Here is a 23,240-nt window from a genome sequence, read left to right as displayed (position 1 = left end):
GCGTCCGGGCCATCGCAGGTCACGGCTTTGTGTCGGCCGCTTGTTCTGGCGGAAATAGAGGTTTGGTTGCTTTTGAGATCGGGTACAGCGCCCGCGCCCTTTACGCTGTAGATCAATTCAGCGCGGCGGCGGGGCCGATCCGGCCCCCGCCCGGCGCGGGCGGGGGCCCGCGGCGTTCCCGGGCCGCTCAGGCCCCCTCGGCCAGCAGCTCCTCGATGCGCGGAGCGGGCAGCCGCCGGAACAGCCGGTGCTCGCGGTTGCGGTCCAGCACCGCCACCTCCAGCGCCTTGGCCTCCAGGCGCCGGCCGCTCTCCTGGGCCTCCAGCGACTGCACCCCGGCGCGCAGCGCCGCCGACAGCGACATCCCCTCGGTGAAGCGCTCCTTGAGCGCCTGCTCGACGGCGTCCACCTGGCCGCCCATCGCCACATAGCCGTGCTCGTCGCGCACCGACCCATCGAAGGTCAGCCGGTAGATCTGGTCGCTGTCGGCGTCCAGCCCCGCCTCGGCGACCACCAGCTCCACCTCATACGGCTTGGCCGTCTCGGTGAAGATGGTGCCCAGCGTCTGGGCGTAGGCGTTGGCCAGGCCGCGCGCGGTCACGTCCCGGCGGTCGTACTGGTAGCCGTTGATGTCGGCGTAGCGGACACCGGCCAGCCGCAACGTCTCGAACTCGTTGTACTTGCCGACGGCCGCAAAGGCGATCCGGTCGTAGATCTCGCTGATCTTGTGCAGCGCCCGGGAGGGATTGTCGGCCACGAACAGGATGCCGTCGTCGTACTGCAGCACGACGACGCTGCGGCCACGCGCGATGCCCTTGCGCGCGTAGTCCGCCTTGTCCTTCATCTGCTGTTCGGCCGGAACATAAAACGGCATGGTCACCGGAGTCGGTCCCTTCTATCGCAGCGGGGCGGTAGGCCCGCCCGGCGAGTCGTGACGCCCGTCGACGACGATGCGGGCCAGTTCCCCGACCTCCTCTTCGGGAAGACGGCGGAACCCGTCGGCGGTCACCGTGGCCACCACCGGGTAGATCTTGCGGATCAGGTCCGGCCCGCCGGTGGCCGAGTCGTCGTCGGCGGCGTCGTACAGCGCCTGCACGCACACCAGCGCGGCGTCCTGGGCGCTCAGGTCGGGCCGCCACAGCTTCTTCAGCGCCCCCCGGGCGAACACCGAGCCGGAGCCGATGGAGTGGTGCTCGTGCTCCTCATAGCGCCCGCCGGCGGGGTCGTAGCTGAAGATCCGGCCGACCTCGCGCTCGGTGTCATAGCCGGCGAACAGCGGCACCGCCACCAGCCCCTGCATGGCCATGCCCAGATTGGCGCGGATCATGGTGGCCAGGCGGTTGGCCTTGCCCTCCAGGGAGAGGGTGCGGCCCTCCATCTTCTCGTAGTGCTCGATCTCCACCTGGAACAGCCGGACGATCTCCATGCCGATCCCGGCGGTGCCCGCGATGGCCACCGCGGAGAACTCATCGGCCCGGAAGACCTTCTCCACGTCGCGCTGTGCGATCATGTTGCCCGCGGTCGCCCGCCGGTCACCGGCCATGACCACTCCGCCCGGGAACGTCACCGCCACGATGGTCGTGGCATGGGGCGCCTCCACGTTCCCCGGCATTCCCCCGGCGAGGGCCGTCATGTGGCGGCCGGGCAGCAGATCCGGGTTATAGGACGCCAGGAACTCGGTGAACGAGGACGTGCCCGGGTTCATGAACGCTCCCGGCAGACGTCCGGTGTATGAATCGTGGGACGCCACGCGACTCCTTCCCTTCACCCATGGCACCGGTTCCCCGTAGGACCTTCACCGGCGCGGACGGTTACGACCCTACTGTTCAACCGGCTCGGCCCGCATGCCCGGATGATCCTTCGGAGAGTCCGCCCACGGCGAACCCGCGCGCCCGCCGCCGGGCGGCGGCCGCGCGGGCGGTTCGGCGCATACGCGGGCAGGCCCGGGACACTACGATGACGACGTGGTGTGGGGACCTCCTGGCCCGCCGACCGGCCCGTACGGCCGGCCGGCATGGCCCGCCGACCAGGGCCGAGCGCCCTGGCCGACCCTGCCGGGCGCGCCCGGCGGGCCGCCGTGGCCGCCGCCGGCGCCCTACCCGCCGCCCGAGCAGCCCGCCCCCGACGGCGACGCCTTCACCCGGGCCGAGCGCGACACCCGCGCCGCCGTGGCCGCCCCCTGGTGGGCCGGTGCCGCCCCCCTGCAGCGGCAGCAGGCGCTGCTGCCGCTGCTGGTGTCCCTGCCGGACCGTTCCTGGTGGCTGTATGGGGCGTGGGCCCGCTGGTACCGCTGGCATCCGGTGGACGGCCGCTGGTACCCCGCCGCTCCCCCGCAGAGCACGGCGCTGCGGCGGTCGGCCCGGCCCGCCGCCGGGACCGGCCCGCCGCCGGTGCCCCTGGAGATCCTGCCGGCCGGTCCGGACTTCGCCCTCGACCACGGTCCGCCGCTGGCCGTGGCCGGCCGGCCGGTGTCGGGCGCGCTGCTGTACCGGCTGCGCTCGGTGATCGGCGAAGCGGCGCTGGCGCCCCCGGCCGACTACCCGCTGGGCTGGAGCCACTTCCTGCACGGCACCCCCAGCACCATCGCCGCCACCTGGAGCGCGATGCTGTGGTGCGCGTCGGTGCCGGTGTTCGACGCGGGCGACGACGGCGAGGGCGCCGGCCTGCTGAGCCTGTGGGAGCCCTACCTGGCCCACCCGCCGGCCAGGCACGGCCGGCTGCGCTGGCCGGCGCCGGTGCCGCTGCGCGCCCTCATCGGCCTGTACGCCGAGCGGATGCGGGCGGGCCGGCCGGATGCCGCCGGGCAGATCGTCCGCTGCATGGTGATGACCGCCCAGGCGCTGCGCGACGACCCCCGTTTCAAGATGCGCGCCTCGGCGCTGCTGTCGGTCATCGAGCCGCTGCAGGTCAACCCGGCGCTGGACCATCCGGCGCTGCCGTACGGGGATGAGGCGCTGGAACGGGAATGGGTGAGCCGCTGCCCGCCGCAGCTGGCGGCCATGATGTTCACCGACACCGCCCCCGGCGAGCACTTCCAGATGGCCTGCTACGACCTGGCCGAGGCGCTGCGGCCGATGTGCGGGGATCCGGACGAGGGCGGCTTCACCGAGCCGCGGCACGCGGTGGCGGCGCTGCTGGCGGCCGACCTGGCCGGCTACCGGCCCGACCTGGCGACCCCGATCGGCAACTGGCTGGACCCGGAGATGCGGGGGCTGCTGGGCGAGGTGCTGGCCCGCCCCGACCACGCCCTGCGCCGGCTGTGGCCGGTCGGCGGCGCGCTGCCGGAGGGCTTCCGGCCCGCCGACACCGGCACGGCGCTGCGCGCGCTGGGCGCGGCGGCCGCGGTCGCCGTGGCCTGGTGCCGGCTGGCGCACGGCATCCCCGTCCCGCCGGACGGTTTCCCCGTGCCGGACGCCTTCGCCGCCGCGCTGGAGGATCTGCGGAGCCGGCCCGCCACCGGCGAGATCCCCCGGGCCGGAGCCTGAGGCCGGCCCGCGGCCAAGGAACGGGAACTAAGGAGCGGGAAAGCGCATCGCCCGGCTCGCAAGGTCTTGCGAGCCGGGCGATGGCCGGGTCTGGCCCCCATGGGCCGCCCCTGCGGTCACAACCGGGATGCCTCGTGGACCGACGCCGCACGGCCGGAGGCGGCCGGGGCAGGCGTCACTGTCCGCCCTTTTGCACGTACGAACGGACGAAGTCCTCGGCGTTCTCCTCCAGGACCTCGTCGATCTCGTCGAGGATGGCGTCGACGTCGTCGGACAGCTTCTGGTGGCGTTCGGCGACGTCCTCGCCGACCGCCGCCTGGGTCTCCTCGACCTCCTCCTCACGACGGGTGGTGTGCTTCTGCCCGCCGGTGTCCCTAGTGGCCATCGGTTCCCTCCACTCACTGCCGGTGCCCCCACCCTATCTTCGATCACCGACGACGAGCGGACCTCGGCGTCCGGTTCGCGCTGCGGCTGTCCAGGGGCTGCCTGACAGGGTTATCGCCCGCACACCCTTCACTGAAACGGTCATACCGGTCAGTACTGTGCGATCGCCCCGGTGGGCGCAATCCGTCTCAGTTCTGCCCGGTGAGCACGGCGACCAGTTCGGAGGCGGTGCGGCAGCGGTCCAGCAGCGCGCCCACATGCTGCTCGGTGCCGCGCAGCGGCTCCAGCGTGGGCACGCGCTGCAGCGACTCGCGGTCGGGCACGTCGAAGATCACCGAGTCCCAGGAGGCGGCGGCCACCGAGTCGGCGTACTGGCGCAGGCAGCGCCCCCGGAAGTAGGCCCGGGTGTCGGTGGGCGGGTTCTCGATGGCGGCCTGGACCTCCTCCTCGGTGACCAGCCGTTCCATGCGCCCGCGCGCCACCAGGCGGTTGTACAGGCCCTTGTCCGGCCGCACGTCGGTGTACTGCAGGTCCACCAGCTGCAGGCGCGGGTGCGACCAGTCCAGGCCGTCGCGGCTGCGGTAGCCCTCCAGCAGCTCCAGCTTGGCCACCCAGTCCAGCTCCCGCGACAGCTGCATGGGGTCCTCGCCGAGGCGGTGCAGCACCGACTCCCAGCGGTCCAGCACATCGCGGGTCATCTCGTCCACATCGGAGCCGTAGCGGTCCTCCACGTACTTGCGGGACTGCTCCAGGTACTCCATCTGCAGCTGGACGGCGGTCATCTTGCGGCCGTCCCGCAGCGTGATCAGATGCCTGCAGGTCGGGTCGTGGGAGACCGCGCGCAGCGCCGCCACCGGCATCTCCACCGACAGGTCCACGGTCAGGAACCCGTCCTCGATCATCGACAGCACCAGGGCGGTGGTGCCGAGCTTGAGGTAGGTGGAGATCTCGCTCATGTTGGCGTCGCCGATGATGACGTGCAGCCGCCGGTACTTCTCCGGGTCGGCGTGCGGCTCGTCGCGGGTGTTGATGATGGGCCGTTTGAGGGTGGTCTCCAGCCCCACCTCGACCTCGAAGAAGTCGGCGCGCTGGCTGATCTGGAAGCCGTCGCCGCGGCCGTCCACCCCGATGCCGACCCGCCCGGCCCCGCACACCACCTGGCGGGAGACGAAGAAGGGCGTCAGGTGCCGGACGATGTCAGAGAACGGGGTCTCCCGCTTCATCAGGTAGTTCTCGTGACAGCCGTAGGAGGCGCCCTTGTTGTCGGTGTTGTTCTTGTAGAGGTGGATGGGGTGGGCGCCGGGCACCATCGCCGCCCGCCGGGCGGCGTCGGCCATCACGCGCTCCCCCGCCTTGTCCCAGATCACCGCGTCACGCGGGTTGGTGCACTCGGGAGCGGAGTACTCCGGGTGCGCATGGTCCACATACAGCCTGGCGCCGTTGGTGAGGATGACGTTGGCCAGCCCCAGGTCCTCGTCGGTGAGCTGGCTCGGGTCGGCCGCCTCTCTGGCCAGGTCGAAGCCGCGCGCGTCGCGCAGCGGGTTCTCCTCCTCAAAGTCCCAGCGCGCCCGCCGGGCCCGTGCCGCCGAGGCGGCCAGATAGGCGTTGACGACCTGCGAGGAGGTCACCATCGCGTTGGCTCCCGGCTGACCGGGCACGGAAATCCCGTACTCGGTCTCGATCCCCATCACCCGCCGAACACTCATATCGCCGAGCCTAGTGCCGATCGGGGCCTCTTAGACGAGGCAGGAACAGATCGCGGTGACGCCGCGGCGGGCCGGTCGCCGGCCGCCGGGCGCGCCGGGAGAAGGTCCCGGCTGCTCAGCGGGCCACCGGCGCGGCGGCTGGTGCATACGTACGACATCGGCTTCTTCTTACCCCCGCCGAGCCGGTTTGCCCCATGCCGGTGTCCCGATCCCGCCGATCGCCGCGCCGAAAAGGCCGCCGGGCGCCCGGCGGCGCCGCGGAAAGAGCGATGCGGCGGCCACGCCGGGTGGCCGCCGCATCGGCGAAGATCGGCCGGGTGACGCCCCGCAGGGCGTCCCGCCGGTGCCTTACAGGTACTGGCCGGTGTTCGCCACGGTGTCGATGGAACGCCCGGCCTCGCTGCCCGCCTTGCCGGAGACCAGGGTGCGGATGTAGACGATCCGCTCGCCCTTCTTGCCGGAGATGCGGGCCCAATCGTCGGGGTTGGTGGTGTTGGGCAGGTCCTCGTTCTCGCTGAACTCGTCCACGCAGGCGGCCAGCAGGTGGGAGACCCGCAGGCCCTTCTGCCCGGTCTCCAGGTACTGCTTGATGGCCATCTTCTTGGCCCGGTCGACGATGTTCTGGATCATCGCCCCGGAGTTGAAGTCCTTGAAGTACAGGACCTCCTTGTCGCCGTTGGCGTAGGTGACCTCCAGGAAGCGGTTCTCCTCGGTCTCGGCGTACATCCGCTCGACGACCCGCTGGATCATCGCCTCGATGGTGGCCTCTTCGCTGCCGCCGTGCTCGGCGAGGTCATCGGGGTGCAGCGGCAGGCCGGGCACCAGGTACTTGGAGAAGATGTCCTTGGCCGCCTCGGCGTCCGGCCGCTCGATCTTGATCTTGACGTCCAGCCGGCCGGGCCGCAGGATCGCCGGGTCGATCATGTCCTCGCGGTTGGAGGCGCCGATGACGATGACGTTCTCCAGCCCCTCCACCCCGTCGATCTCGCTGAGCAGCTGCGGGACGATGGTGTTCTCCACATCCGAGGAGACTCCCGAGCCGCGGGTGCGGAAGATGGAGTCCATCTCGTCGAAGAACACGATCACCGGGGTGCCGGCCGAGGCCTTCTCCCGGGCGCGCTGGAAGACCAGCCGGATGTGCCGCTCGGTCTCCCCGACGTACTTGTTGAGGAGTTCGGGGCCCTTGATGTTGAGGAAGAAGCTCTTGCCCTCCTGGCCGGTCTTCTCGGCCACCTGCTTGGCCAGCGAGTTGGCCACCGCCTTGGCGATGAGGGTCTTGCCGCAGCCGGGCGGGCCGTACAGCAGCACGCCCTTGGGCGGGCGCAGCTTGTGCTCGCGGAACAGATCGGCGTGCAGGTAGGGCAGTTCGACCGCGTCGCGGATCTGCTCGATCTGAGGTCCCAGGCCGCCGATCTCCTCGTAAGTGATGTCGGGGACCTCTTCCAGCACCAGCTCCTCGACCTCGGCCTTGTGGATCTTCTCGTAGGCGTAGCCGGAGCGCGGCTCGAGCATCAGCGAGTCGCCGGCGCGCAGCGGCACGCCGCGCAGCGGCTCGGCCAGCTTGATCACGCGCTCCTCGTCGGCGTGGGCGATGACCAGGGCTCGCTCACCGTCGTCGAACAGCTCCTTGAGCATGACCACCTCGCCCTGGGTCTCATAGCCCAGGGCCTCCACGACGTTGAGCGCCTCGTTGAGCAGGACCTCCTGGCCCTGCTTGAGCTGCGAGACGTCCACCGAGGGACTGACGTTCACCCGCAGCTTGCGGCCGCCGGTGAAGATATCGACCGTTCCATCCTCCCGGGCCCCGAGGAAGACCCCGAAACCGGAAGGCGGCTGCGCCAGCCGGTCGACCTCTTCCTTGAGCGCGATGATCTGCTCCCTGGCCTCCTTGAGGGTCGCGACAAGACGTTCGTTCTGCCCGGTCACGGCGGCCAGTTTGGCCTGTGTCTCGTGGAGGCGGTCTTCCAGCACACGAATCTGACGCGGGGACTCCGCGAGCTTGCGGCGCAGCACGGAGACCTCCTCCTCCAGCATGGAGACCTGCGACCGGAGATCGTGTATCTCCGCGTCGTGCTGCGCTTTGCGCGCCCCAGCATCGTCACGAGCGGCCACGCCCCGTCACCTCCTCAAGAAGAGAGCCGACGACCTACTCAGACCCTACCTATCCGGAGGGCTTCCGTAACCTGCCCTTGGGGTGCTCGTGTCGTGCCAGGCCGATCACGGCGGCTCTGCGGCGACCTGGAGCCCCCGGGAGCACATCCCGGAAAACACTGGAACACCGCAGGGATCTGGCTTCATTCCCGAGCCGCACGCGAAGTTCTCGCATCCCGGCCACGCGGGCCCGATGTCCGAAATCCACTGACTGCAATTGTGGAATCGGCGTGAACACCGCCATCGGTGGTGAAGTGCGACCCGTGATGCGATTTCACTCACCCTCGTCCGCCCGGCGCACCGGACGGCGGGATCAGGTCTCCTCGGGAGCGGGGTGGGCGCCCTTGGCCGGCCGGCGGCGCCGCGGCGGCGGCGTGACGCCGTCGGCCAGGCGGCGCGCCGTCACCAGGAAACCGGTGTGCCCCACCATCCGGTGGTCGGGACGCACCGCCAGGCCGTCGACGTGCCAGGAGCGCACCATGGTCTCGAAGGCATAGGGCTCGGCGAAGGAGCCGTGCTCGCGCAGCGCCTCCACCACCCGCGACATCTGGGTGGTGGTGGCGATGTAGGCGCACACCAGCCCGCCGGGGACCAGTGCCTTGCCCACCGCCTCCAGGCACTCCCAGGGGGCGAGCATGTCCAGCACCACCCGGTCGACCTCGGTCTCGGCGAGCGAGTCCTCCAGCGAGCCGACGGTCAGCCTCCAGGCCGGCGGCGGCCCGCCGAAGAAGGTCTCCACGTTCCTGCGGGCGACCTCGGCGAAGTCGGGGCGCCGCTCATAGGAGGACACCAGCCCGTGCTCGCCCACCGCGCGCAGCAGAAAGCAGGTCAACGCGCCCGAGCCGGCGCCGGCCTCCACCACGCGGGCGCCGGGGAAGATGTCGGCCATCGCCACGATCTGCGCGGCGTCCTTGGGGTAGACGACGGCGGCGCCGCGCGGCATGCGCAGCGCGAAGTCCGCCAGCAGCGGGCGGAAGGCCAGGTACTCGGTGCCGCCGGTGGAGCGGAAGACGCTGCCTTCGGGGCTGCCGATGATCTCGTCGTGGGCGATGGCGCCCTTGTGGGAGTGGAAGAACTTGCCCGGCTGCAGGGTGATGGTGTTGACCCGCCCCTTGGGGTCGGTCAGCTGAACCTGGTCGCCGGCCCGGAACGGCCCGTGCGGGATGCGGCCCATGGCGCGGGGCGGGGCATCGGACGGGGTGCGGGTCGGCTGCGGTTCGGTCATGGTCATCAAGGCTAGTGGCCGCGGGGACCGGACAGAGCCGGTCTCACGCCCCGGCGAAGGCGCGGTCGATGTCGGCGGCGGTGAGCACCCCGTACACCCGGCCGTCCGGTTCCACCACCAGGTATTCGGAGGCGGGGACGCGGCGCAGCGCGTCGATCAGCGCCTGCCCCGACAGGTCCGCCGGCAGCGTCAGCTCCGGGGACAGGGTGCGGGAGACCTCCCCGACGCCCAGCCAGGGGCGGCGCCGCTCGGGCACCGCGCGCACCGCGTGCTCGCTGACCAGGGCGATGGGACGCTGCCGGTGGTCGACGACCACCAGCGCCCCGGCGGCCTGCTCGCGGGCCCGCCGCACCGCCTCGGCCACCGGCAGATCGGCGGTGACCAGCGCCGCCCGGCGGGCCAGGCGCCGGGCCTGCAGAGCGGGGATGCGGGCGCGCATCCGCTCGGCGCGCAGCGCGTGGCCGGCGCCCATCCAGATGAAGGCGGCCACCAGCGCCGACCACAGCAGCGACAGCCAGCTCAGCCCGCCGAGGGAGCCGGCGGCCAGGACCGCGCCGGCGCCCAGGGTCAAGACGGCCACGCCGCGGCCCACCCAGGCGGCCGCGACCGTGCCGTGCCCGCTCCGGCCGGTGATCTTCCACACCACCGCGCGCACCAGCCGGCCGCCGTCCAGCGGCAGCCCCGGCAGCAGGTTGAACAACCCGACCAGCAGGTTGGTGACCGTCAGCGCCGCCACCAGCAGCGCGCCCACCGGCGGCAGCGGCACCAGCAGCTGCACCGCCGCGCCCAGCCCGGCCAGCACCAGGTTCACCACCGGGCCGGCGAAGGCGATCACGAACTCCCGGCCGGGGGTGGGCGAGTCGCGTTCGATGGCGGTCTCCCCGCCCAGCAGGTGCAAGGTGACCGAGCGCACCGGCATGCCGAACAGCCGGGCGGTCACGGCGTGGCTCAGCTCGTGCACGAACACCGAGCCGTACAGCAGCACGGCGTAGGCGAAGGCCACCGCGTAGCTGAACGGGACGTCGGCCACCCGGCGCGCCTGCCCCTCGAACATCACGGTGATCGCCACGGCGACGAGGAACCAGCTCGGTGAGATGTACACCGGGATCCCAAACGGCCGTCCCACCGGCATCCCCGGTCGCCGGGAGGCCGGCGCTCGTTCCCCCTCGGCCCGGGGCGCGCTGTCTGCCACGCCGTCGATGCTACGCGGGAATTCGTCGGCGGCGTCGCCTACGCTGTCGGCCATGACGACCGCCGCGGCGCCCTCCGGCTCTCCCAGCGATCCCGCCGGCACCGGCTCGGACGGTACGACGGGCGCGCTGTCGCCCTCGCGGGCCGGGGACTTCATGACCTGCCCGCTGCTGTACCGCTTCCGGGTGATCGACCAGATCCCCGAGCGGCCCAGCCCGGCCGCGGTGCGGGGCACGCTGGTGCACGCGGTGCTGGAGCGGCTGTATGACCTGCCGGCCGCCGAGCGCACCGTGGAGGCCGCCGTGGCGCTGCTGGGGCCGCAGTGGGAACGGCTGCTGGCCGAAGAGCCCGACCTGGCCGCCATGTTCGCACCGGAGGCCGCCGACGACCCCGACGCCGACCAGGAGGCCTGGATGGAGCGGGCGCGGCAGATGGTCGAGCGGTACTTCACCCTGGAGGACCCGCGGCGGCTGGAGCCGGCCGAGCGGGAACTGTACGTGGAGACGGTGCTGGAGTCGGGGCTGAAGCTGCGCGGCTACATCGACCGGGTCGACATCGCCCCCACCGGCGAGATCAGGATCGTCGACTACAAGACCGGCACCGCCCCGCGCGCCGACTTCGAGGCCCGGGCGCTGTTTCAGATGAAGTTCTACGCCCTGGTGGTGTGGCGGCTGTACGGCGCGGTGCCGCGGATGCTGCAGCTGATGTACCTGGGCAACGGGGAGGTGCTGCGCTACGTCCCCGACGAGGCGGAGCTGCGGGCCACCCAGCGCAAGGTGGAGGCGCTGTGGCAGGCGATCGTGCGGGCGATGCGCACCGGCGAGTGGCGGGCGCGGCCGAGCCGGCTGTGCGACTGGTGCGACCACAAGCAGCGCTGCCCGGAGTTCGGCGGGACCCCGCCGCCGCTGCCGGCGGTGCCGCCGCTGCGCCGCTCCCCCGCCGACCTGGAGGCCGGGCCGGCGCCGCGCGCGCTCACCGACGACCTGTAAACCGGTGACGCGTAAGGGGCGTAACGGGACGGGGCCCGCGACCAGATCATCCTCAGGGATGACCGGAGATCCCCGCTCAGGAGGGGTGTCTCCGCAGTAAGACGCCCTAGGGTGAGACACGTGTCACCCCGCATCCGCAGCCTCGCCGCAAGCCGCACCTGGTTGCAGCGCCACCCGCGGGTCAGCGACCTGCTGGTGGCGGTGGTGCTGCTGCTGGCGGCCGGGCTGCCGCAGCTGCTGCTGGCCGAGCCGCCGCAGGAGCGGCACCTGCGGGCGCCCGATGCGCTCAACGCCGTCATCGTGGCGGCGGTGACCCTGCCGCTGGCGCTGCGGCGCACCGCGCCGATGGCGGTGCTGGTGTTCATCACCGCGGGCGAGGTGCTGCTGGCCTGGCTGGGGTACCCGTCCTCGCCGGCGGATGTGGCGGCGTTCCTCATCGCGCTCTACAGCCTGGCCGCGCACCGGGGGCTGGCGCACAGCCTGCTCGGCGGCGTCCTGGCGTTCGCCGCGTTCAACCTGATGATCGTCGTGCACCGCACGTCCGTCTCCCTGCTGGACTATGTGACCAACAGCGCGCTGCTGGGCGGGGTGTGGGTGCTCGGCCGCAACCTGCGGCTGCGCCGCGCCTACCTGGCCGAGCTGGAGGACCGGGCGGCGCGGCTGGAGCAGGTCCGCGGCACCGACGCGCGGGCGGCCCGCATGGAGGAACGTTCCCGCATCGCCCGGGAGCTGCACGATGTGGTGGCCCACCACGTCAGCGTGATGACCGTGCAGGCCGGCGCGGCCCGGCGGATCCTGGACCGCAGTCCCGAAAGCGCCCGCGAGGCGATGACCACCATCGAGGAGGTCGGCCGCACCGCGCTCAGCGAGATGCGCCGGATCGTGGGGGTGCTGCGCACCGAGCGCGACGGCGAGGAGGTGGGCGGGCAGCTGTCGCCGCAGCCGGGCATCGCCGACCTGGGCGAGCTGATCGACCATGTCCGCGAGACCGGCCTGTCGGTGAACCTGTGGATCGAGGGCCAGGCGCGGACGCTGTCGCCGGGGGTGGACCTGGCGGCCTTCCGGCTGATCCAGGAGGCGCTGACCAACACCCTCAAGCACGCCGGGCCGCAGGCCCGCGCCTGGGTGCGGCTGCACTACACCGACACCGATCTGACCGTGGAGATCGAAGACAACGGCCGCGGCGCCGAGACGCTGCTGTCGGGCAACGGCGGCCGGCCCGGGCACGGGCTGGTCGGCATGTACGAGCGGGTCGCCCTCTACGGCGGGGAGCTGCGGATCGGCCCCCGGGTCGGCGGCGGCTTCGGAGTCCGGGCCAGGTTCCCGCTGGAGGCGTGAATGAACCCGCCGCGATGCCGCCCGCGCCCGCCGGGCGGCCCGGCACGTCCGGTGACCGCATCGATGACCGGGGACGGCCGACCGGCCCAACCGGGGTGGCGAAACGGGAGAATGACCCCATGACCGTACGCGTCCTGCTCGTCGACGACCAGCCCCTGCTGCGCACCGGCTTCAAGCTGATCCTGGAGGCCGAATCCGACCTGACGGTGGTGGGCGAGGCCGGGGACGGCGCGACGGCGGTGGAGCTGACCCGCACGATGCTGCCGGACGTGGTGCTGATGGACATCCGCATGCCGGGGATGGACGGCATCGAGGCCACCCGGCGGATCGTCCGGGAGGGCGCGGCCGCCCACGACCCGCGGGTGCTGATCTTGACCACGTTCGATCTGGACGAGTACGTGATCGAGGCGGTGCGGGCCGGGGCCAGCGGGTTCCTGCTGAAAGACGCCCCGCCGGAGGATCTGGTGTCGGCCATCCGGATCGTGGCGGCCGGGGACGCGATCGTGGCGCCCAGCGTCACCCGGCGGCTGCTGGACAAGTTCGCCTCCCGGCTGCCGTCGATGCGCCAGACGCCCCCGCCGCCGGGGCTGGAGACGCTGACCGAGCGGGAGCGGGAGGTGCTCAAGCACGTGGCGCGGGGGCTGTCCAACGCCGAGATCGCCCGGGAGCTGGTGGTCAGCGAGACCACGGTCAAGACCCATGTCGGCAACGTGCTGGCCAAGCTGGGGCTGCGCGACCGGGTGCAGGCCGTGGTGTACGCCTACGAGACGGGCATGAGCCGTCCGGGGCAGAACGACTGACCCGCAAAGACCCCTCTTTGGGAAGGAGCCGCCCCTCACCTCCCGGCCACCGCCCCGACCTGCTCGGATATAGCGAATATTTCGGATGAACCATCCGGTCCTTCGCATCGTCTCAGGGACGTCCCCTACTTTCGGCGATCCCCCGCTACTTCCAAGGGATGACCGCCGGCCGGGACCGTCCTGCGGGAGGGGGAGGGTCGATTCCCTTCCGCAGGCGCATCCCAAAAGATCGACCGGCTTCTACCGTTTCTGTCACGGGTCGCAGCGGCACCGGGCGACCCGTTTCAGGTCCGTTCGCCTAGCTGGAATTCGCTGATAGAGAAAGGAGCTGTCGTGACGCACACCGCCCCGACCACAGTCGAGGGGCTTTCTGAGCCCGGGGCGGGCGACCTGGCCGCACGCGCCCAGCAGATCACCAAGGTGTACGGCAGCGGCGACGCCCGCGTCGTCGCGCTCGACGAGGTGACGCTGGGGATCCCGCGCGGCCGGTTCACCGCCATCATGGGCCCGTCGGGCTCGGGCAAGTCCACCCTGATGCACTGCATGGCGGGGCTGGATTCGGTCGACTCCGGCCGGGTCTTCATCGGGGACGTGGAGCTGAACCGGCTGAACGACAAGCGGCTGACCCGGCTGCGCCGCGACCGGGTGGGCTTCATCTTCCAGGCGTTCAACCTGGTGCCCACGCTGACCGCGCTGGAGAACATCACGCTGCCGATGGACATCGCCGGCCGCAAGCCCGACCGCCAGTGGCTGGAGAGGGTCATCGACACCGTGGGGCTGCGCTCCCGCCTGGGGCACCGGCCCAGCCAGCTGTCCGGCGGCCAGCAGCAGCGGGTGGCGTGCGCGCGGGCGCTGGCCTCCCGCCCGGAGATCATCTTCGCCGACGAGCCCACCGGGAACCTGGACTCCCGCTCGGGCGCCGAGGTGCTGGGCTTTCTGCGCGAATCGGTGCGGGAGATGGGGCAGACCATCGTGATGGTCACCCACGACCCGGGCGCGGCGGCCTACGCCGATGAGGTGATCTTCCTCAGCGACGGACGGATCGTCGACACCATGCCCGACCCCACCGCCGAGAAGGTGCTGGAGCGCATGAAGGGCTTCGAGCTGCCGGGGGCCGCGGCGCGATGATGCTCAAGGTCACGCTGCGCAATCTGGCGGCGCACAAGCTCCGGCTGGTGCTGACCGCCGTGTCGGTGATCTTGGGGGTGGCCTTCGTGGCCGGCACCCTGATCTTCACCGACACCATGAACCGGCAGTTCGATGAGGTCTTCGGCGGCATCGGCAAGAACGTCGCCGTCTATGTGCGGGCCAAGCCGGTGGTCGAGGGCGGCGAGGAGCTGGGCGAGGCGGCCCGCCCGGTGCCCGCGAGGCTGCTGGAGCGGCTGCGCCGCATCGAGGGGGTCAAGGACCCCGTCGGCAACGTCGCCGGCTACGCCGCCGTCGTCGGCAAGGACGGCAAGGCGGTCGGCGGCAACGGCCCGCCGCAGCTGGGCGTCAACTGGGTGGACGGCGGCGACTACGAGCTGGCCGCCGGGCGGGCGCCGCGCGGCCCCGACGAGGTCGTCATCGACGCCGACACCGCCGACAAGGCCGGGCTGCGGATCGGCGACCGGGTCCAGGTGGTGATCAACGGGCCGCCGCAGCGGCCGCGGCTGGTGGGCCTGGTGGACACCGGGCACCTGATGGGCGCCACCCTGGTCGCCTGGGACACCCCGACCGCCCAGCGGCTGCTGCTCAAGCCCGGGCAGTTCTCCGACATCACCATGGGCTCCAGCGGGCCGAGCGAGCGGGAGCTGCGCGACCGGGTGGCGGCGGTGCTGCCGGCGGGCTATGAGGCGCTGACCGGCACCCAGATGCGCGAGGAGTTCAAAAGCGACGTCGACCAGCTGATGTCGTTCTTCCGCACCTTCCTGCTGGTGTTCGCGCTGATCTCGATCTTCGTCGGGGCGTTCATCATCTTCAACACCTTCTCCATGCTGGTCGCCCAGCGCACCCGGGAACTGGCGCTGCTGCGCGCCATCGGCGCCTCCCGCCGGCAGATCACGCGGGCGGTGATCGGTGAGGCCGTGGCGGTGGGCGTGGTCGGCGGCACGCTGGGCCTGGCCGCCGGCGCCGGGCTGGCGGTGCTGCTGGAGAACGTGGTCGGCATCGACGGCGCCGGCGGGCTGGTGTTCACCGCCACCCCGGTGATCTGGGCGTACGCGGTCGGCATCGGCGTCACCGTGGTGTCGGCCTACTTCCCGGCGCGGCGGGCGGCCAAGGTCCCGCCGGTGGCCGCGATGCGCGACGAGGTGGCGCTGCCGCAGCGGTCGCTGCGCGTGCGCATCGGCGCCGGCACCGTGCTGACGGCCGGCGGCGCGACCTTGATGGCCCTGGGGCTGACCGGGGTGAAGATCGGCGGCAACGTGATGACCCCGGTCGGGGTCGGGGCGCTGCTGGTCTTCCTGGGAGTGGCGATGCTCGCCCCGGTCATCAGCGGCCCGGTGGTCACCGTGCTGGGCGCCGCCTACCCGCGGGTGTTCGGGGCGGTGGGCCGGATGGCCCAGCGCAACGCGCTGCGCAACCCCCGCCGCACCGCCGCCACCGCCGCCGCGCTGATGATCGGGCTGGCGCTGGTCACCACGGTGAACGTGCTGGGCTCCTCGACGCGGGCGTCGCTGTCCCAGGCGATCGACGCCCAGCTGGGCGCCGACTACATCGTCCAGCCCCAGGGGCAGGGCGTCATCGACGCCACCGCTATCAAGGCGATCTCCGCCGTTCCCGGGGTGCGGCAGGCGATGCCGATCTACGACGGCAACGCCCTGATCAACGGCAAGAACAGCTGGTTCGCCGCCATGGACGAAAGCGCCCTGGGCTCGGCGGTGCGCATGGAGGTGGAGTCCGGCTCCACCCGCCTGGGCTCTGCCGGGATGATGGTGGACACCCGGGTCGCCGCGGCCAACGGCTGGCAGGTGGGCAGCAAGGTGCCGGTGCGGTTCGCCGACGGGCGCAGCGAGACCCTCACCATCGTGGGCATCTACGCCGTCAACGAGATGGTGGGGCCGCGGGTGATCGCGGCGGACGTCTACCTCGAGCACGCCCTCAAGCCGTCCCCGTTCGCCGTGGCGGTCAACACCGCCGCCACCGACGCGGCCACCTTGGCGGCGCTGGAGCAGGCCCTCAAGGACTACCCGACGCTGCAGGTGCAGGACCAAAGCGGCTTCAAGGAGGCGATGAGCAAGGAGGTCGACGGGCTGATCGGCTTTTTGACCGCGCTGCTGACCATGTCGATCATCATCGCGGCGGTGGGGGTGGTCAACACCCTGGCGCTGTCGGTGATCGAGCGGACCCGGGAGATCGGGCTGCTGCGGGCGGTCGGCACCAGCCGCCGCCAGCTGCGCCGGATGATCCGCCTGGAGTCGGTGGTGATCGCGCTGTTCGGCGCGCTGCTGGGGATCGGCATCGGGGTGGTCTTCGGCTGGGCGATCCAGCGCGCCCTGTCGGAGGAGGGCCTGAACGTGCTGAGCGTCCCGGCGGGCACGCTGGTGGTCTACCTGGTGGTGGCCGCGGTGATCGGCGTGCTGGCGGCGCTGTGGCCGGCCTGGCGGGCCGGCCGGATGGACGTGCTGAAGGCCATCGCGACCGAGTGAGCCCTCTTCGGCCGCTCGCCCCTCCCGGCGGCCGAAGAGACCAAAGAGCCCCGCACGGCGAAGTCCGTGCGGGGCTCTGCTCGTCTGCCGGGACGTCCTGCTGCGGTCAGACCTTGAGCTTGCGGAGCCGCCCCTTGCCCTCCTCGGTCTTGCCGGCGCCCGCGGCCCGGTCGCGTTCGGCGGCGGCCCGGGCGACCAGCTCGGTGGCGCCCTCGGGGGCGTTCTCGGGGAAGTGGCAGGCGGCCACGTGCCCGGGGGCCAGTTCCACCAGCGGCGGCTCGACCTGCTTGCAGATCGCCTGGGCCTTCCAGCAGCGGGTGTGGAAGCGGCAGGCCGGCGGCGGGTCCAGCGGGTTGGGCACATCGCCGGTCAGCCGGATGCGCTCGCGCTTCTCCCGGCCGGCCGGGTCGGGGATCGGCACCGCCGACAGCAGCGCCTTGGTGTAGGGGTGCATCGGCGTGGTGTACAGGCCGGTGCGGTCGGCGATCTCGACGATCTTGCCCAGGTACATCACCGCGACCCGGTCGCAGATGTGCCGCACCACCGACAGGTCGTGGGCGATCAGGACATAGGTCAGGTCCAGCTCGTCCTGCAGGTCCTCCAGCAGGTTGATCACCTGGGCCTGGATGGAGACGTCCAGCGCCGAGACCGGCTCGTCGGCGATGATCAGCTTGGGTTTGAGGGCCAGGGTGCGGGCGATGCCGATGCGCTGGCGCTGGCCGCCGGAGAACTCGTGCGGGTAGCGGTTGTAGTGCTCGGGGTTGAGGCCGACCAGCTCCAGCAGCTCCTGCACGGCCTTCTTGACGCCGTGCTCGGTCTGGATCTTCTGCAGCCTAAAAGGGGCCCCTACGATCGCGCCGACCGTCTGGCGGGGGTTCAGCGACGAGTAGGGGTCCTGGAAGATCATCTGCAGGTCGCGGCGGAGCGGGCGCATCTGCCGCTGCGACAGATGAGTGATGTCGGTGCCCTCGAAGACGATCCGGCCGAAGCTGGGCTCCAGCAGCCGCATGATCATCCGGCCGGTGGTGGTCTTGCCGCAGCCGGACTCGCCCACCAGCCCGAGCGTCTCGCCCTTGCGCACGCTGAAGGAGACGCCGTCGACGGCCTTGACCGCCGCGACCTGACGGCGCAGCAGCCCGGCGGTGACCGGGAAGTGCTTGCCCAGGTTCTCCACTTGCAGCAGCGGCTCGCCGCTCGGCTCGGGGCGCGCACTTTGCGTCCGCCCCTCCGGCTGCGGGGTGCTCACGATCGCCTCGCCTTTCTTTGCGCCCACGTCCGTCACAGCTTCGGCCGGATCTCGGTTTCCCAGATTTCCCTGCGCTTTTGCGGCGGCAGGTGGCAGGCCACCTTGTGGCCGGGCGCGACCTCCGCCAGCTCGGGCCGCTCGGTGCCGCTCTTGCCCCCGGTCAGCTGGGCGTAGGCGCAGCGGGGGGCGAACGCGCAGCCGTTCGGCACGTTGATCAGGCTGGGCGGGGTGCCCTTGATCGGCATCAGCCGGTCGGCGCGCTCGCGGTCAAGGCGCGGCATCGAGCCGAGCAGGCCCCAGGTGTAGGGGTGCTGCGGCCGGTAGAAGGCGTCCTCCACACTGGCCTGCTCCACGCTGCGCCCGGCGTACATCACGCAGATCTCATCCGACAGCTCGGCCACCACCCCCAGGTCGTGGGTGATCATGATGACCGCGGAGTTGTACTCCTGCTGCAGGTCGCGGATCAGGTCCAGGATCTGCGCCTGCACCGTCACATCCAGCGCGGTGGTGGGCTCGTCGGCGATCAGCAGCTCGGGGTTGCACGACAGCGCCATGGCGATCATGGCGCGCTGGCGCATGCCGCCGGAGAACTGGTGCGGGTAGTCGTCCACCCGCCGCTCGGGCCGGGGGATGCCGACCCGGCCGAGCATGTCGATGGCGTGCTTGCGGGCGACCTTCTTGCTGACGTCGTGGTGCACCCGGTAGGCCTCGATGATCTGGTCGCCCACCGTGTAGAAGGGGTGCATCGCCGACAGCGGGTCCTGGAAGATCATCGCCATCCGCCGGCCGCGCAGCTTGCGGACCTCCTCGGGCGGGGCGCTGACCAGCTCCTTGCCGTCCAGCCAGATCTGCCCGGAGATGCGGGCGTTGGTGCGGTTGTGCAGGCCGAGGATGCCCAGGCTGGTCACCGACTTGCCGGAGCCGGACTCGCCCACGATGCCCAGGGTGCGCCCCCGCTCCAGGGTGAACGACAGCCCGTCGACCGCCTTGACCAGGCCGTCGTCGGTCGGGAAGTGGATGCGAAGGTCGCGGACCTCCAAAAAGGCGGTCGGCGGCGCGTCCGCGGCCGGGGCCGCCGGGGCCTCCTCCAGTGTCTTGGCGGGTCGCTCGTCCCCCATCAGCTGTGCCTCACCCTCGGATCCACGACCCCGTAGAGGATGTCCACGATCAAGTTGGCCAACACCACGAACAGCGCCGCGAACAGCACCACCCCGAGCACCACCGGAAGGTCGCTTTGGATGACCCCGTCCAGCGACAGCTGCCCCAGTCCCTTCAGGGAGAAGGTCTTTTCGGTCAGCACCGCGCCGCCCAGCAGCACCCCCAGGTCCAGGCCGAAGACCGTCAGCAGCGGGGTCAGGGCGGCCCGCAGCCCGTGTTTGACCACCACGGTGCGCTCGGGCAGGCCCTTGGCGCGCGCGGTGCGGATGAAGTCCTCGTTCATCGTCTCCAGCATGCCCGCCCGGGTGAGCCGGGCGTACATGGCCGCATACAGGAAGGCCAGGGTGATCCACGGCAGGATCAGCCCGCTGAACCAGCCCGCCGGGTCCTTGGTCAGCGGCACGTAGCTGGGCGAGGGCAGCCACCCCCAGGCGTGCACGACGAACGCCAGCGACAGCAGGCCGGTGAAGAAGATGGGCAGTGACACGCCGGCCAGGGCGGTGACCATCGCCATCCGGTCGAACAGGCTGCCGCGGCGCAGCGCCGACAGCACCCCGATGCCGACCCCGAAGATCACCCACAGGACCGCGGCCCCCAGCGCCACCGACAAGGTCACCGGCGCCCGGCTGAGGATCTCCTCCAATACCGGTGTGCTGGTGCGGAAGGAATAGCCCAGGCACGGCGCCGGGCATTCGATCTCGGCGGTCCCGGTGTCGTAGGTGTCCCCGAGCACGAGCGCCTTGACGAACAGGCCGTACTGGACCGCCACCGGCTCATCCAGCCCCAGGCGCTCCTTGATCTGGGCGAGCGCCTCGGGTGTGGGCGACTTGCCGGCGTAGCGGGCGGCCAGGTCGTCCGGGGTCACTCCGGCGGCCCTGGGCACGAGGAAGAAGATGGCGAAGGTCACCGCGGTGATGACGAACATCAGCACCACGGCGCCGAGCAGCCTGCGGACGATGAATGTGATCACGGTAGGCGGCGGGGGTGGCCGGCGGGGCCGCTGGGCTCCGCCGGCCACCCGTTGCCTTCACCCTCTCTAGGGAGAAGCGGGACGTCGACCTCAGCCGGTCACACCGAGGTTGGCGTAGTCGTACATGCCGAAGCCCTGGTGGAAGTAGACGTTGGTCAGCGTCTCCGGCCGGTACAGCAGGGACTTGGCGTAGACGTTGGGCAGGATGGCGGCCAGCTCGCGCGCCTTCTCGTCGATCCGGTTGTAGATCTTCTCGCGCTCGGCGGCGTCGGTGATCTTCACCACGTCGTTCCAGAGCTTGTTGATCTCAGGGTCGTCCAGCTCGGAGACGTTGGTGTTGCCGGCCTCGACGATCGCCTTGCCGTCGGTGAGCGCCTGCAGGTAGCCGTAGCCGGTGGGCCAGTCGGGCGCCCAGCCGTAGGTGCCCAGGCCGATGTTCTCCTTCTTGACGAAGGACGGGGAGCCGAGCTGCTCACCGGTGTAGGTGCCGGCCGGGTAGCCCTTGAGGGTCAGCTTGATGCCGACCCGGGCCAGCGACTGCTCCAGGGCCTCGGCGACGGCCTTCTCCTTGGGCCGGTCGCTGCGGTAGACCATGGTGGTCGAGAAGCCGTCGGGCTTGCCGCACTTCTGCAGGGCCTCCTTGGCCTTGTCCACATCGCCCTTGTAGCCGGGGGCGGTGGAGGTGTAGAAGTCGGTGCCCTTCTGGCGGCCGGCGATGTTCGGCGGCTGGATGGAGGTGGCCCGCTCGCCGCCGACGTCACCGCCGTAGGCGCGCCACATGGCGTCCCGGTCGGCGGCGTACACGATCGCCTTGCGGCACTCCAGGTTGGGGATGGTCTTGAGGTTGATCGGGATGTACCAGTGGAAGCCGGCCAGCGGGTTGTCGGCCTTGGCCTTCAGGTCCGGGTTGGTGAGGATCTTCTGCCGGGCGGCGTCCTGCACGCCGCTGCCGGCCAGGTCGACGTGGAGCTCGCCGTTCATCAGGCGGTTGTCGACCTCGTTGGCCTCAATGCCGGCGATGACCTCGATGCGGTCCGGCAGCGCCTTGCGGTTGGGGTCGGTGCTGGGGTCCCAGTGCTCGTTGCGGACCAGCACGCCGCCCTTCTTCGGCTGGTAGTTGCCCTCCCACTTGTAGGGGCCGGAGGAGAGCGGACGCAGCCGGTACTGGGCGCCCTTGTCCTTGTCCGGCGGCACGGGGGCGGTCTGGCCGGAGAAGGTCACCAGCTCGTTGAACTCGGGGAAGGGCTCCTTGAGCTTGAAGATCAGGGTGTAGTCGTCGGGGGTCTCGATGCCCTTGAAGTTGTCGAGGTTCTTGTCCTTGTAGGGGCCCTTGTAGCCGTCGGCGTCCAGCAGCTGGGGGAAGTAGGCCGGGCCGTGGCCGAGGACGCCGCGGTCGTAGGTGCGGGCGACCGCGTACTTGATGTGCTCGGCCTTGATCTCCGTGCCGTCTTCGTACTTCAGGCCCTTCTTGAGCTTGAAGGTCCAGGTCTTGTTGTCGTCGCTGGGCACACCCGGGGCCTCGGCCAGGTCGGGCGAGGGCTTGAGGCCCGCAGCGCCCGGCTGGGAGGTGTAGGTCATCAGCGTCCGGGTGTACAGCCGGATGAAGTTGTTGCCGAAGGCGTAGTAGGTGTCGCCGGGGTCGGTGGAGTCGAAGTCGTCGCTCATCCCCACCTTCAGCGTGCCGCCCTTTTTGTCGGACGGGTTGACGATGCCGTTGGTCCCGGCGTCGAACTTAAGGCCCGAGCTGTCGCTGTCGCCGTCATCGCCGCCGCCGCAGGCGGTCAGGCCCAGACTGAGCGCGACGGCGCCCGCCGTCAGCGCTGCCCAGACTTTGGGAGTTTTCATGAATTCCCTTTCAGTGTCGGCCGGTGGAATACCGGGGGTCATCGGGTCCGCGGGTCCAGGGCGTCGCGCAGGCCGTCACCGAAGAGGTTGAAGGCCATGACGGTGACGAAGATGGCCAGGCCCGGGACGATCACAAAGTGCGGCGCGACTGAATACAGCGAGGTCGCCTGGGTGAGCATGCCTCCCCACGAGGGCGCCGGCGGGTTGATGCCCACGCCCAGGAAGGACAGCGCTGCCTCGAAGAGGATGTTGGTCGGGATCAGCAGGGTGGAGTACACCAGGATCGGCGCGACCAGGTTGGGCAGGATCTCGCGGACGAGGATGTAGGTGTTGCCGGCGCCCATGCTGCGGGCCGCATCGACGAACTCCCGCTCGCGCAGCGACATCGTCTGGCCGCGCACGATGCGGCCGATGTAGGGCCAGCTGAAGAAGCCGATGATGAACACCAGCAGCGCCATCCGCAGCGCGTTGCCCTCCAGGGTGAACCAGTGCAAAAAGTCCGGCCCCCACGGCAGGATCTCCATCCGGTTGGGGATCACGCCCACCAGCGCGATGGCGAACAGCAGCAGCGGGAAGGCCAGGAAGACGTCCATGGCGCGGGCGATCAGCGAGTCCACCCAGCCGCCGAAGTAGCCGGCGATCACGCCCAGAGTGGTGCCGATGACCACCGCCAGCAGGGTGGCCAGGAAGCCGATGAGCAGCGACACCCGGGCGCCGTAGACGATCCGGCTGAACAGGTCGCGCCCGTTGACCGGTTCCAGGCCGAACAGGAACTCGGTGCTGATGCCGCCGAACCGGCCGGTCGGGGTGCCGAGGGTGGGGTCGATGTACTCCTGGTGGTACTCGTTGGGAGGGTGGCCGAGCAGCTTGACCACCAGCGGAGCGAACACCGCCACCAGAACCAGCAGGACGATCACGACGCCGCCGGCCATGGCGACCCGGTCGCGCTTGAGGCGCATCCAGGCGATCTGGCCCAGGGAACGGCCCTCGATGGCCTTCTTGCCGACCCCCGCCAGGACGGCCTCGGGCTGCGCCTCGGTCTCGGCCCCGGACACCTCGATCGGTGCGGTCACGCTCCGTACCTCCCTGTACGTCGGCACCGCTGCCGAGGAGCACCGGGACC

At 71.1% G+C, this 23,240-nt stretch carries 18 protein-coding genes; 6 read left to right on the top strand and 12 right to left on the bottom strand.

The window, feature by feature from the left end; genetic code table 11:
- Nucleotides 1-187: 187 nt before the first annotated feature.
- Nucleotides 188-874 (bottom strand): proteasome subunit alpha, encoded by a 687-nt coding sequence (gene prcA / locus BUE48_RS11465; protein ID WP_012852662.1) that lies wholly within the window; start codon nt 872-874, stop codon nt 188-190.
- Nucleotides 875-895: 21 nt separating this feature from the next.
- Complete coding sequence (gene prcB / locus BUE48_RS11460; RefSeq protein ID WP_041439558.1) at nt 896-1,705, bottom strand: proteasome subunit beta; 810 nt, start codon at nt 1,703-1,705, stop codon at nt 896-898.
- 259 nt (nt 1,706-1,964) lie between these two features.
- Between prcB and BUE48_RS11455 the strand changes: the two genes are divergently transcribed.
- Nucleotides 1,965-3,485 (top strand): hypothetical protein, encoded by a 1,521-nt coding sequence (locus BUE48_RS11455; RefSeq protein ID WP_286989776.1) that lies wholly within the window; start codon nt 1,965-1,967, stop codon nt 3,483-3,485.
- 175 nt (nt 3,486-3,660) lie between these two features.
- Here the strand turns inward: BUE48_RS11455 and BUE48_RS11450 are convergent, their stop codons facing one another.
- The 5 genes from BUE48_RS11450 to BUE48_RS11430 form a co-directional block, all read right to left on the bottom strand.
- Nucleotides 3,661-3,870 carry a ubiquitin-like protein Pup gene (locus tag BUE48_RS11450; protein ID WP_012852659.1) on the bottom strand — a complete coding sequence of 70 codons (210 nt, stop codon included), beginning with the start codon at nt 3,868-3,870 and terminating at the stop codon, nt 3,661-3,663.
- Between the two features lie 187 nt (nt 3,871-4,057).
- On the bottom strand, nt 4,058-5,575 hold the full coding sequence (gene dop / locus BUE48_RS11445) for a depupylase/deamidase Dop (protein WP_286989775.1): 1,518 nt from the start codon (nt 5,573-5,575) through the stop codon (nt 4,058-4,060).
- Between the two features lie 348 nt (nt 5,576-5,923).
- Nucleotides 5,924-7,687, bottom strand: a complete 1,764-nt coding sequence (arc, locus tag BUE48_RS11440) for a proteasome ATPase (protein ID WP_012852657.1) — start codon at nt 7,685-7,687, stop codon at nt 5,924-5,926.
- 352 nt (nt 7,688-8,039) lie between these two features.
- Complete coding sequence (locus BUE48_RS11435; RefSeq protein ID WP_041441568.1) at nt 8,040-8,900, bottom strand: tRNA (adenine-N1)-methyltransferase; 861 nt, start codon at nt 8,898-8,900, stop codon at nt 8,040-8,042.
- A gap of 94 nt (nt 8,901-8,994) precedes the next feature.
- Nucleotides 8,995-10,083: a site-2 protease family protein gene (locus tag BUE48_RS11430; RefSeq protein ID WP_012852655.1), complete on the bottom strand. Its 1,089-nt coding sequence runs from the start codon at nt 10,081-10,083 to the stop codon at nt 8,995-8,997.
- A 112-nt stretch (nt 10,084-10,195) separates the two neighbouring features.
- Here BUE48_RS11430 and BUE48_RS11425 point away from each other — a divergent pair, with 112 nt between their 5' ends.
- The 5 genes from BUE48_RS11425 to BUE48_RS11405 all read left to right on the top strand — a co-directional run bounded on the left by BUE48_RS11425 (nt 10,196) and on the right by BUE48_RS11405 (nt 16,898).
- A complete protein-coding gene (locus BUE48_RS11425; protein WP_012852654.1) occupies nt 10,196-11,131 on the top strand; it encodes a RecB family exonuclease in 936 nt (311 codons plus the stop codon).
- Nucleotides 11,132-11,251: 120 nt separating this feature from the next.
- Nucleotides 11,252-12,469: a sensor histidine kinase gene (locus BUE48_RS11420; RefSeq protein ID WP_012852653.1), complete on the top strand. Its 1,218-nt coding sequence runs from the start codon at nt 11,252-11,254 to the stop codon at nt 12,467-12,469.
- A 119-nt stretch (nt 12,470-12,588) separates the two neighbouring features.
- A complete protein-coding gene (locus BUE48_RS11415) occupies nt 12,589-13,269 on the top strand; it encodes a response regulator (RefSeq protein WP_012852652.1) in 681 nt (226 codons plus the stop codon).
- Nucleotides 13,270-13,602: 333 nt separating this feature from the next.
- Entirely contained in the window at nt 13,603-14,397 is a 795-nt protein-coding gene (locus BUE48_RS11410) for an ABC transporter ATP-binding protein (RefSeq protein WP_286989774.1), read from the top strand.
- The gene (locus tag BUE48_RS11405) at nt 14,394-16,898 is read left to right on the top strand and encodes an ABC transporter permease (RefSeq protein WP_012852650.1); all 2,505 of its coding nucleotides are present in this window, start codon (nt 14,394-14,396) and stop codon (nt 16,896-16,898) included. The genes BUE48_RS11410 and BUE48_RS11405 overlap by 4 nt, the downstream gene beginning before the upstream one ends.
- Nucleotides 16,899-17,004: 106 nt before the next feature.
- Here the strand turns inward: BUE48_RS11405 and BUE48_RS11400 are convergent, their stop codons facing one another.
- From BUE48_RS11400 to BUE48_RS11380, 5 genes are all read right to left on the bottom strand, one after another.
- Nucleotides 17,005-18,144 (bottom strand): ABC transporter ATP-binding protein, encoded by a 1,140-nt coding sequence (locus BUE48_RS11400; protein ID WP_281055185.1) that lies wholly within the window; start codon nt 18,142-18,144, stop codon nt 17,005-17,007.
- 32 nt (nt 18,145-18,176) lie between these two features.
- Nucleotides 18,177-19,262, bottom strand: coding sequence for an ABC transporter ATP-binding protein (locus BUE48_RS11395; RefSeq protein WP_012852648.1), 1,086 nt, complete (start codon nt 19,260-19,262; stop codon nt 18,177-18,179).
- Nucleotides 19,262-20,272, bottom strand: a complete 1,011-nt coding sequence (locus BUE48_RS11390; protein WP_041439552.1) for an ABC transporter permease — start codon at nt 20,270-20,272, stop codon at nt 19,262-19,264. The genes BUE48_RS11395 and BUE48_RS11390 overlap by 1 nt, the downstream gene beginning before the upstream one ends.
- Before the next feature lie 90 nt (nt 20,273-20,362).
- Nucleotides 20,363-22,117 (bottom strand): ABC transporter substrate-binding protein, encoded by a 1,755-nt coding sequence (locus tag BUE48_RS11385; RefSeq protein WP_012852646.1) that lies wholly within the window; start codon nt 22,115-22,117, stop codon nt 20,363-20,365.
- Between the two features lie 38 nt (nt 22,118-22,155).
- A complete protein-coding gene (locus tag BUE48_RS11380; RefSeq protein WP_012852645.1) occupies nt 22,156-23,190 on the bottom strand; it encodes an ABC transporter permease in 1,035 nt (344 codons plus the stop codon).
- Nucleotides 23,191-23,240 lie beyond the last annotated feature (50 nt).

Source organism: Thermomonospora sp. CIF 1 (assembly GCF_001896795.1).
GTDB classification, from domain to species: Bacteria; Actinomycetota; Actinomycetes; order Streptosporangiales; family Streptosporangiaceae; genus Thermomonospora; species Thermomonospora curvata.
This window is presented reverse-complemented; position numbering and strand designations above follow the sequence as displayed.

What these genes read in the sequence shown, in the direction of transcription:
- BUE48_RS11385 (WP_012852646.1), bottom strand. Translation starts at nt 22,117, where the DNA reads ATGAAAACTCCCAAAGTCTGGGCAGCGCTGACGGCGGGCGCCGTCGCG.
- BUE48_RS11405 (WP_012852650.1), top strand. Translation starts at nt 14,394, where the DNA reads ATGATGCTCAAGGTCACGCTGCGCAATCTGGCGGCGCACAAGCTCCGG.
- BUE48_RS11395 (WP_012852648.1), bottom strand. Translation starts at nt 19,262, where the DNA reads ATGGGGGACGAGCGACCCGCCAAGACACTGGAGGAGGCCCCGGCGGCC.
- prcA (WP_012852662.1), bottom strand. Translation starts at nt 874, where the DNA reads ATGCCGTTTTATGTTCCGGCCGAACAGCAGATGAAGGACAAGGCGGAC.
- BUE48_RS11430 (WP_012852655.1), bottom strand. Translation starts at nt 10,083, where the DNA reads ATGCCGGTGGGACGGCCGTTTGGGATCCCGGTGTACATCTCACCGAGC.
- BUE48_RS11415 (WP_012852652.1), top strand. Translation starts at nt 12,589, where the DNA reads ATGACCGTACGCGTCCTGCTCGTCGACGACCAGCCCCTGCTGCGCACC.
- dop (WP_286989775.1), bottom strand. Translation starts at nt 5,575, where the DNA reads ATGAGTGTTCGGCGGGTGATGGGGATCGAGACCGAGTACGGGATTTCC.
- BUE48_RS11435 (WP_041441568.1), bottom strand. Translation starts at nt 8,900, where the DNA reads ATGGGCCGCATCCCGCACGGGCCGTTCCGGGCCGGCGACCAGGTTCAG.
- BUE48_RS11450 (WP_012852659.1), bottom strand. Translation starts at nt 3,870, where the DNA reads ATGGCCACTAGGGACACCGGCGGGCAGAAGCACACCACCCGTCGTGAG.
- BUE48_RS11425 (WP_012852654.1), top strand. Translation starts at nt 10,196, where the DNA reads ATGACGACCGCCGCGGCGCCCTCCGGCTCTCCCAGCGATCCCGCCGGC.
- prcB (WP_041439558.1), bottom strand. Translation starts at nt 1,705, where the DNA reads ATGAACCCGGGCACGTCCTCGTTCACCGAGTTCCTGGCGTCCTATAAC.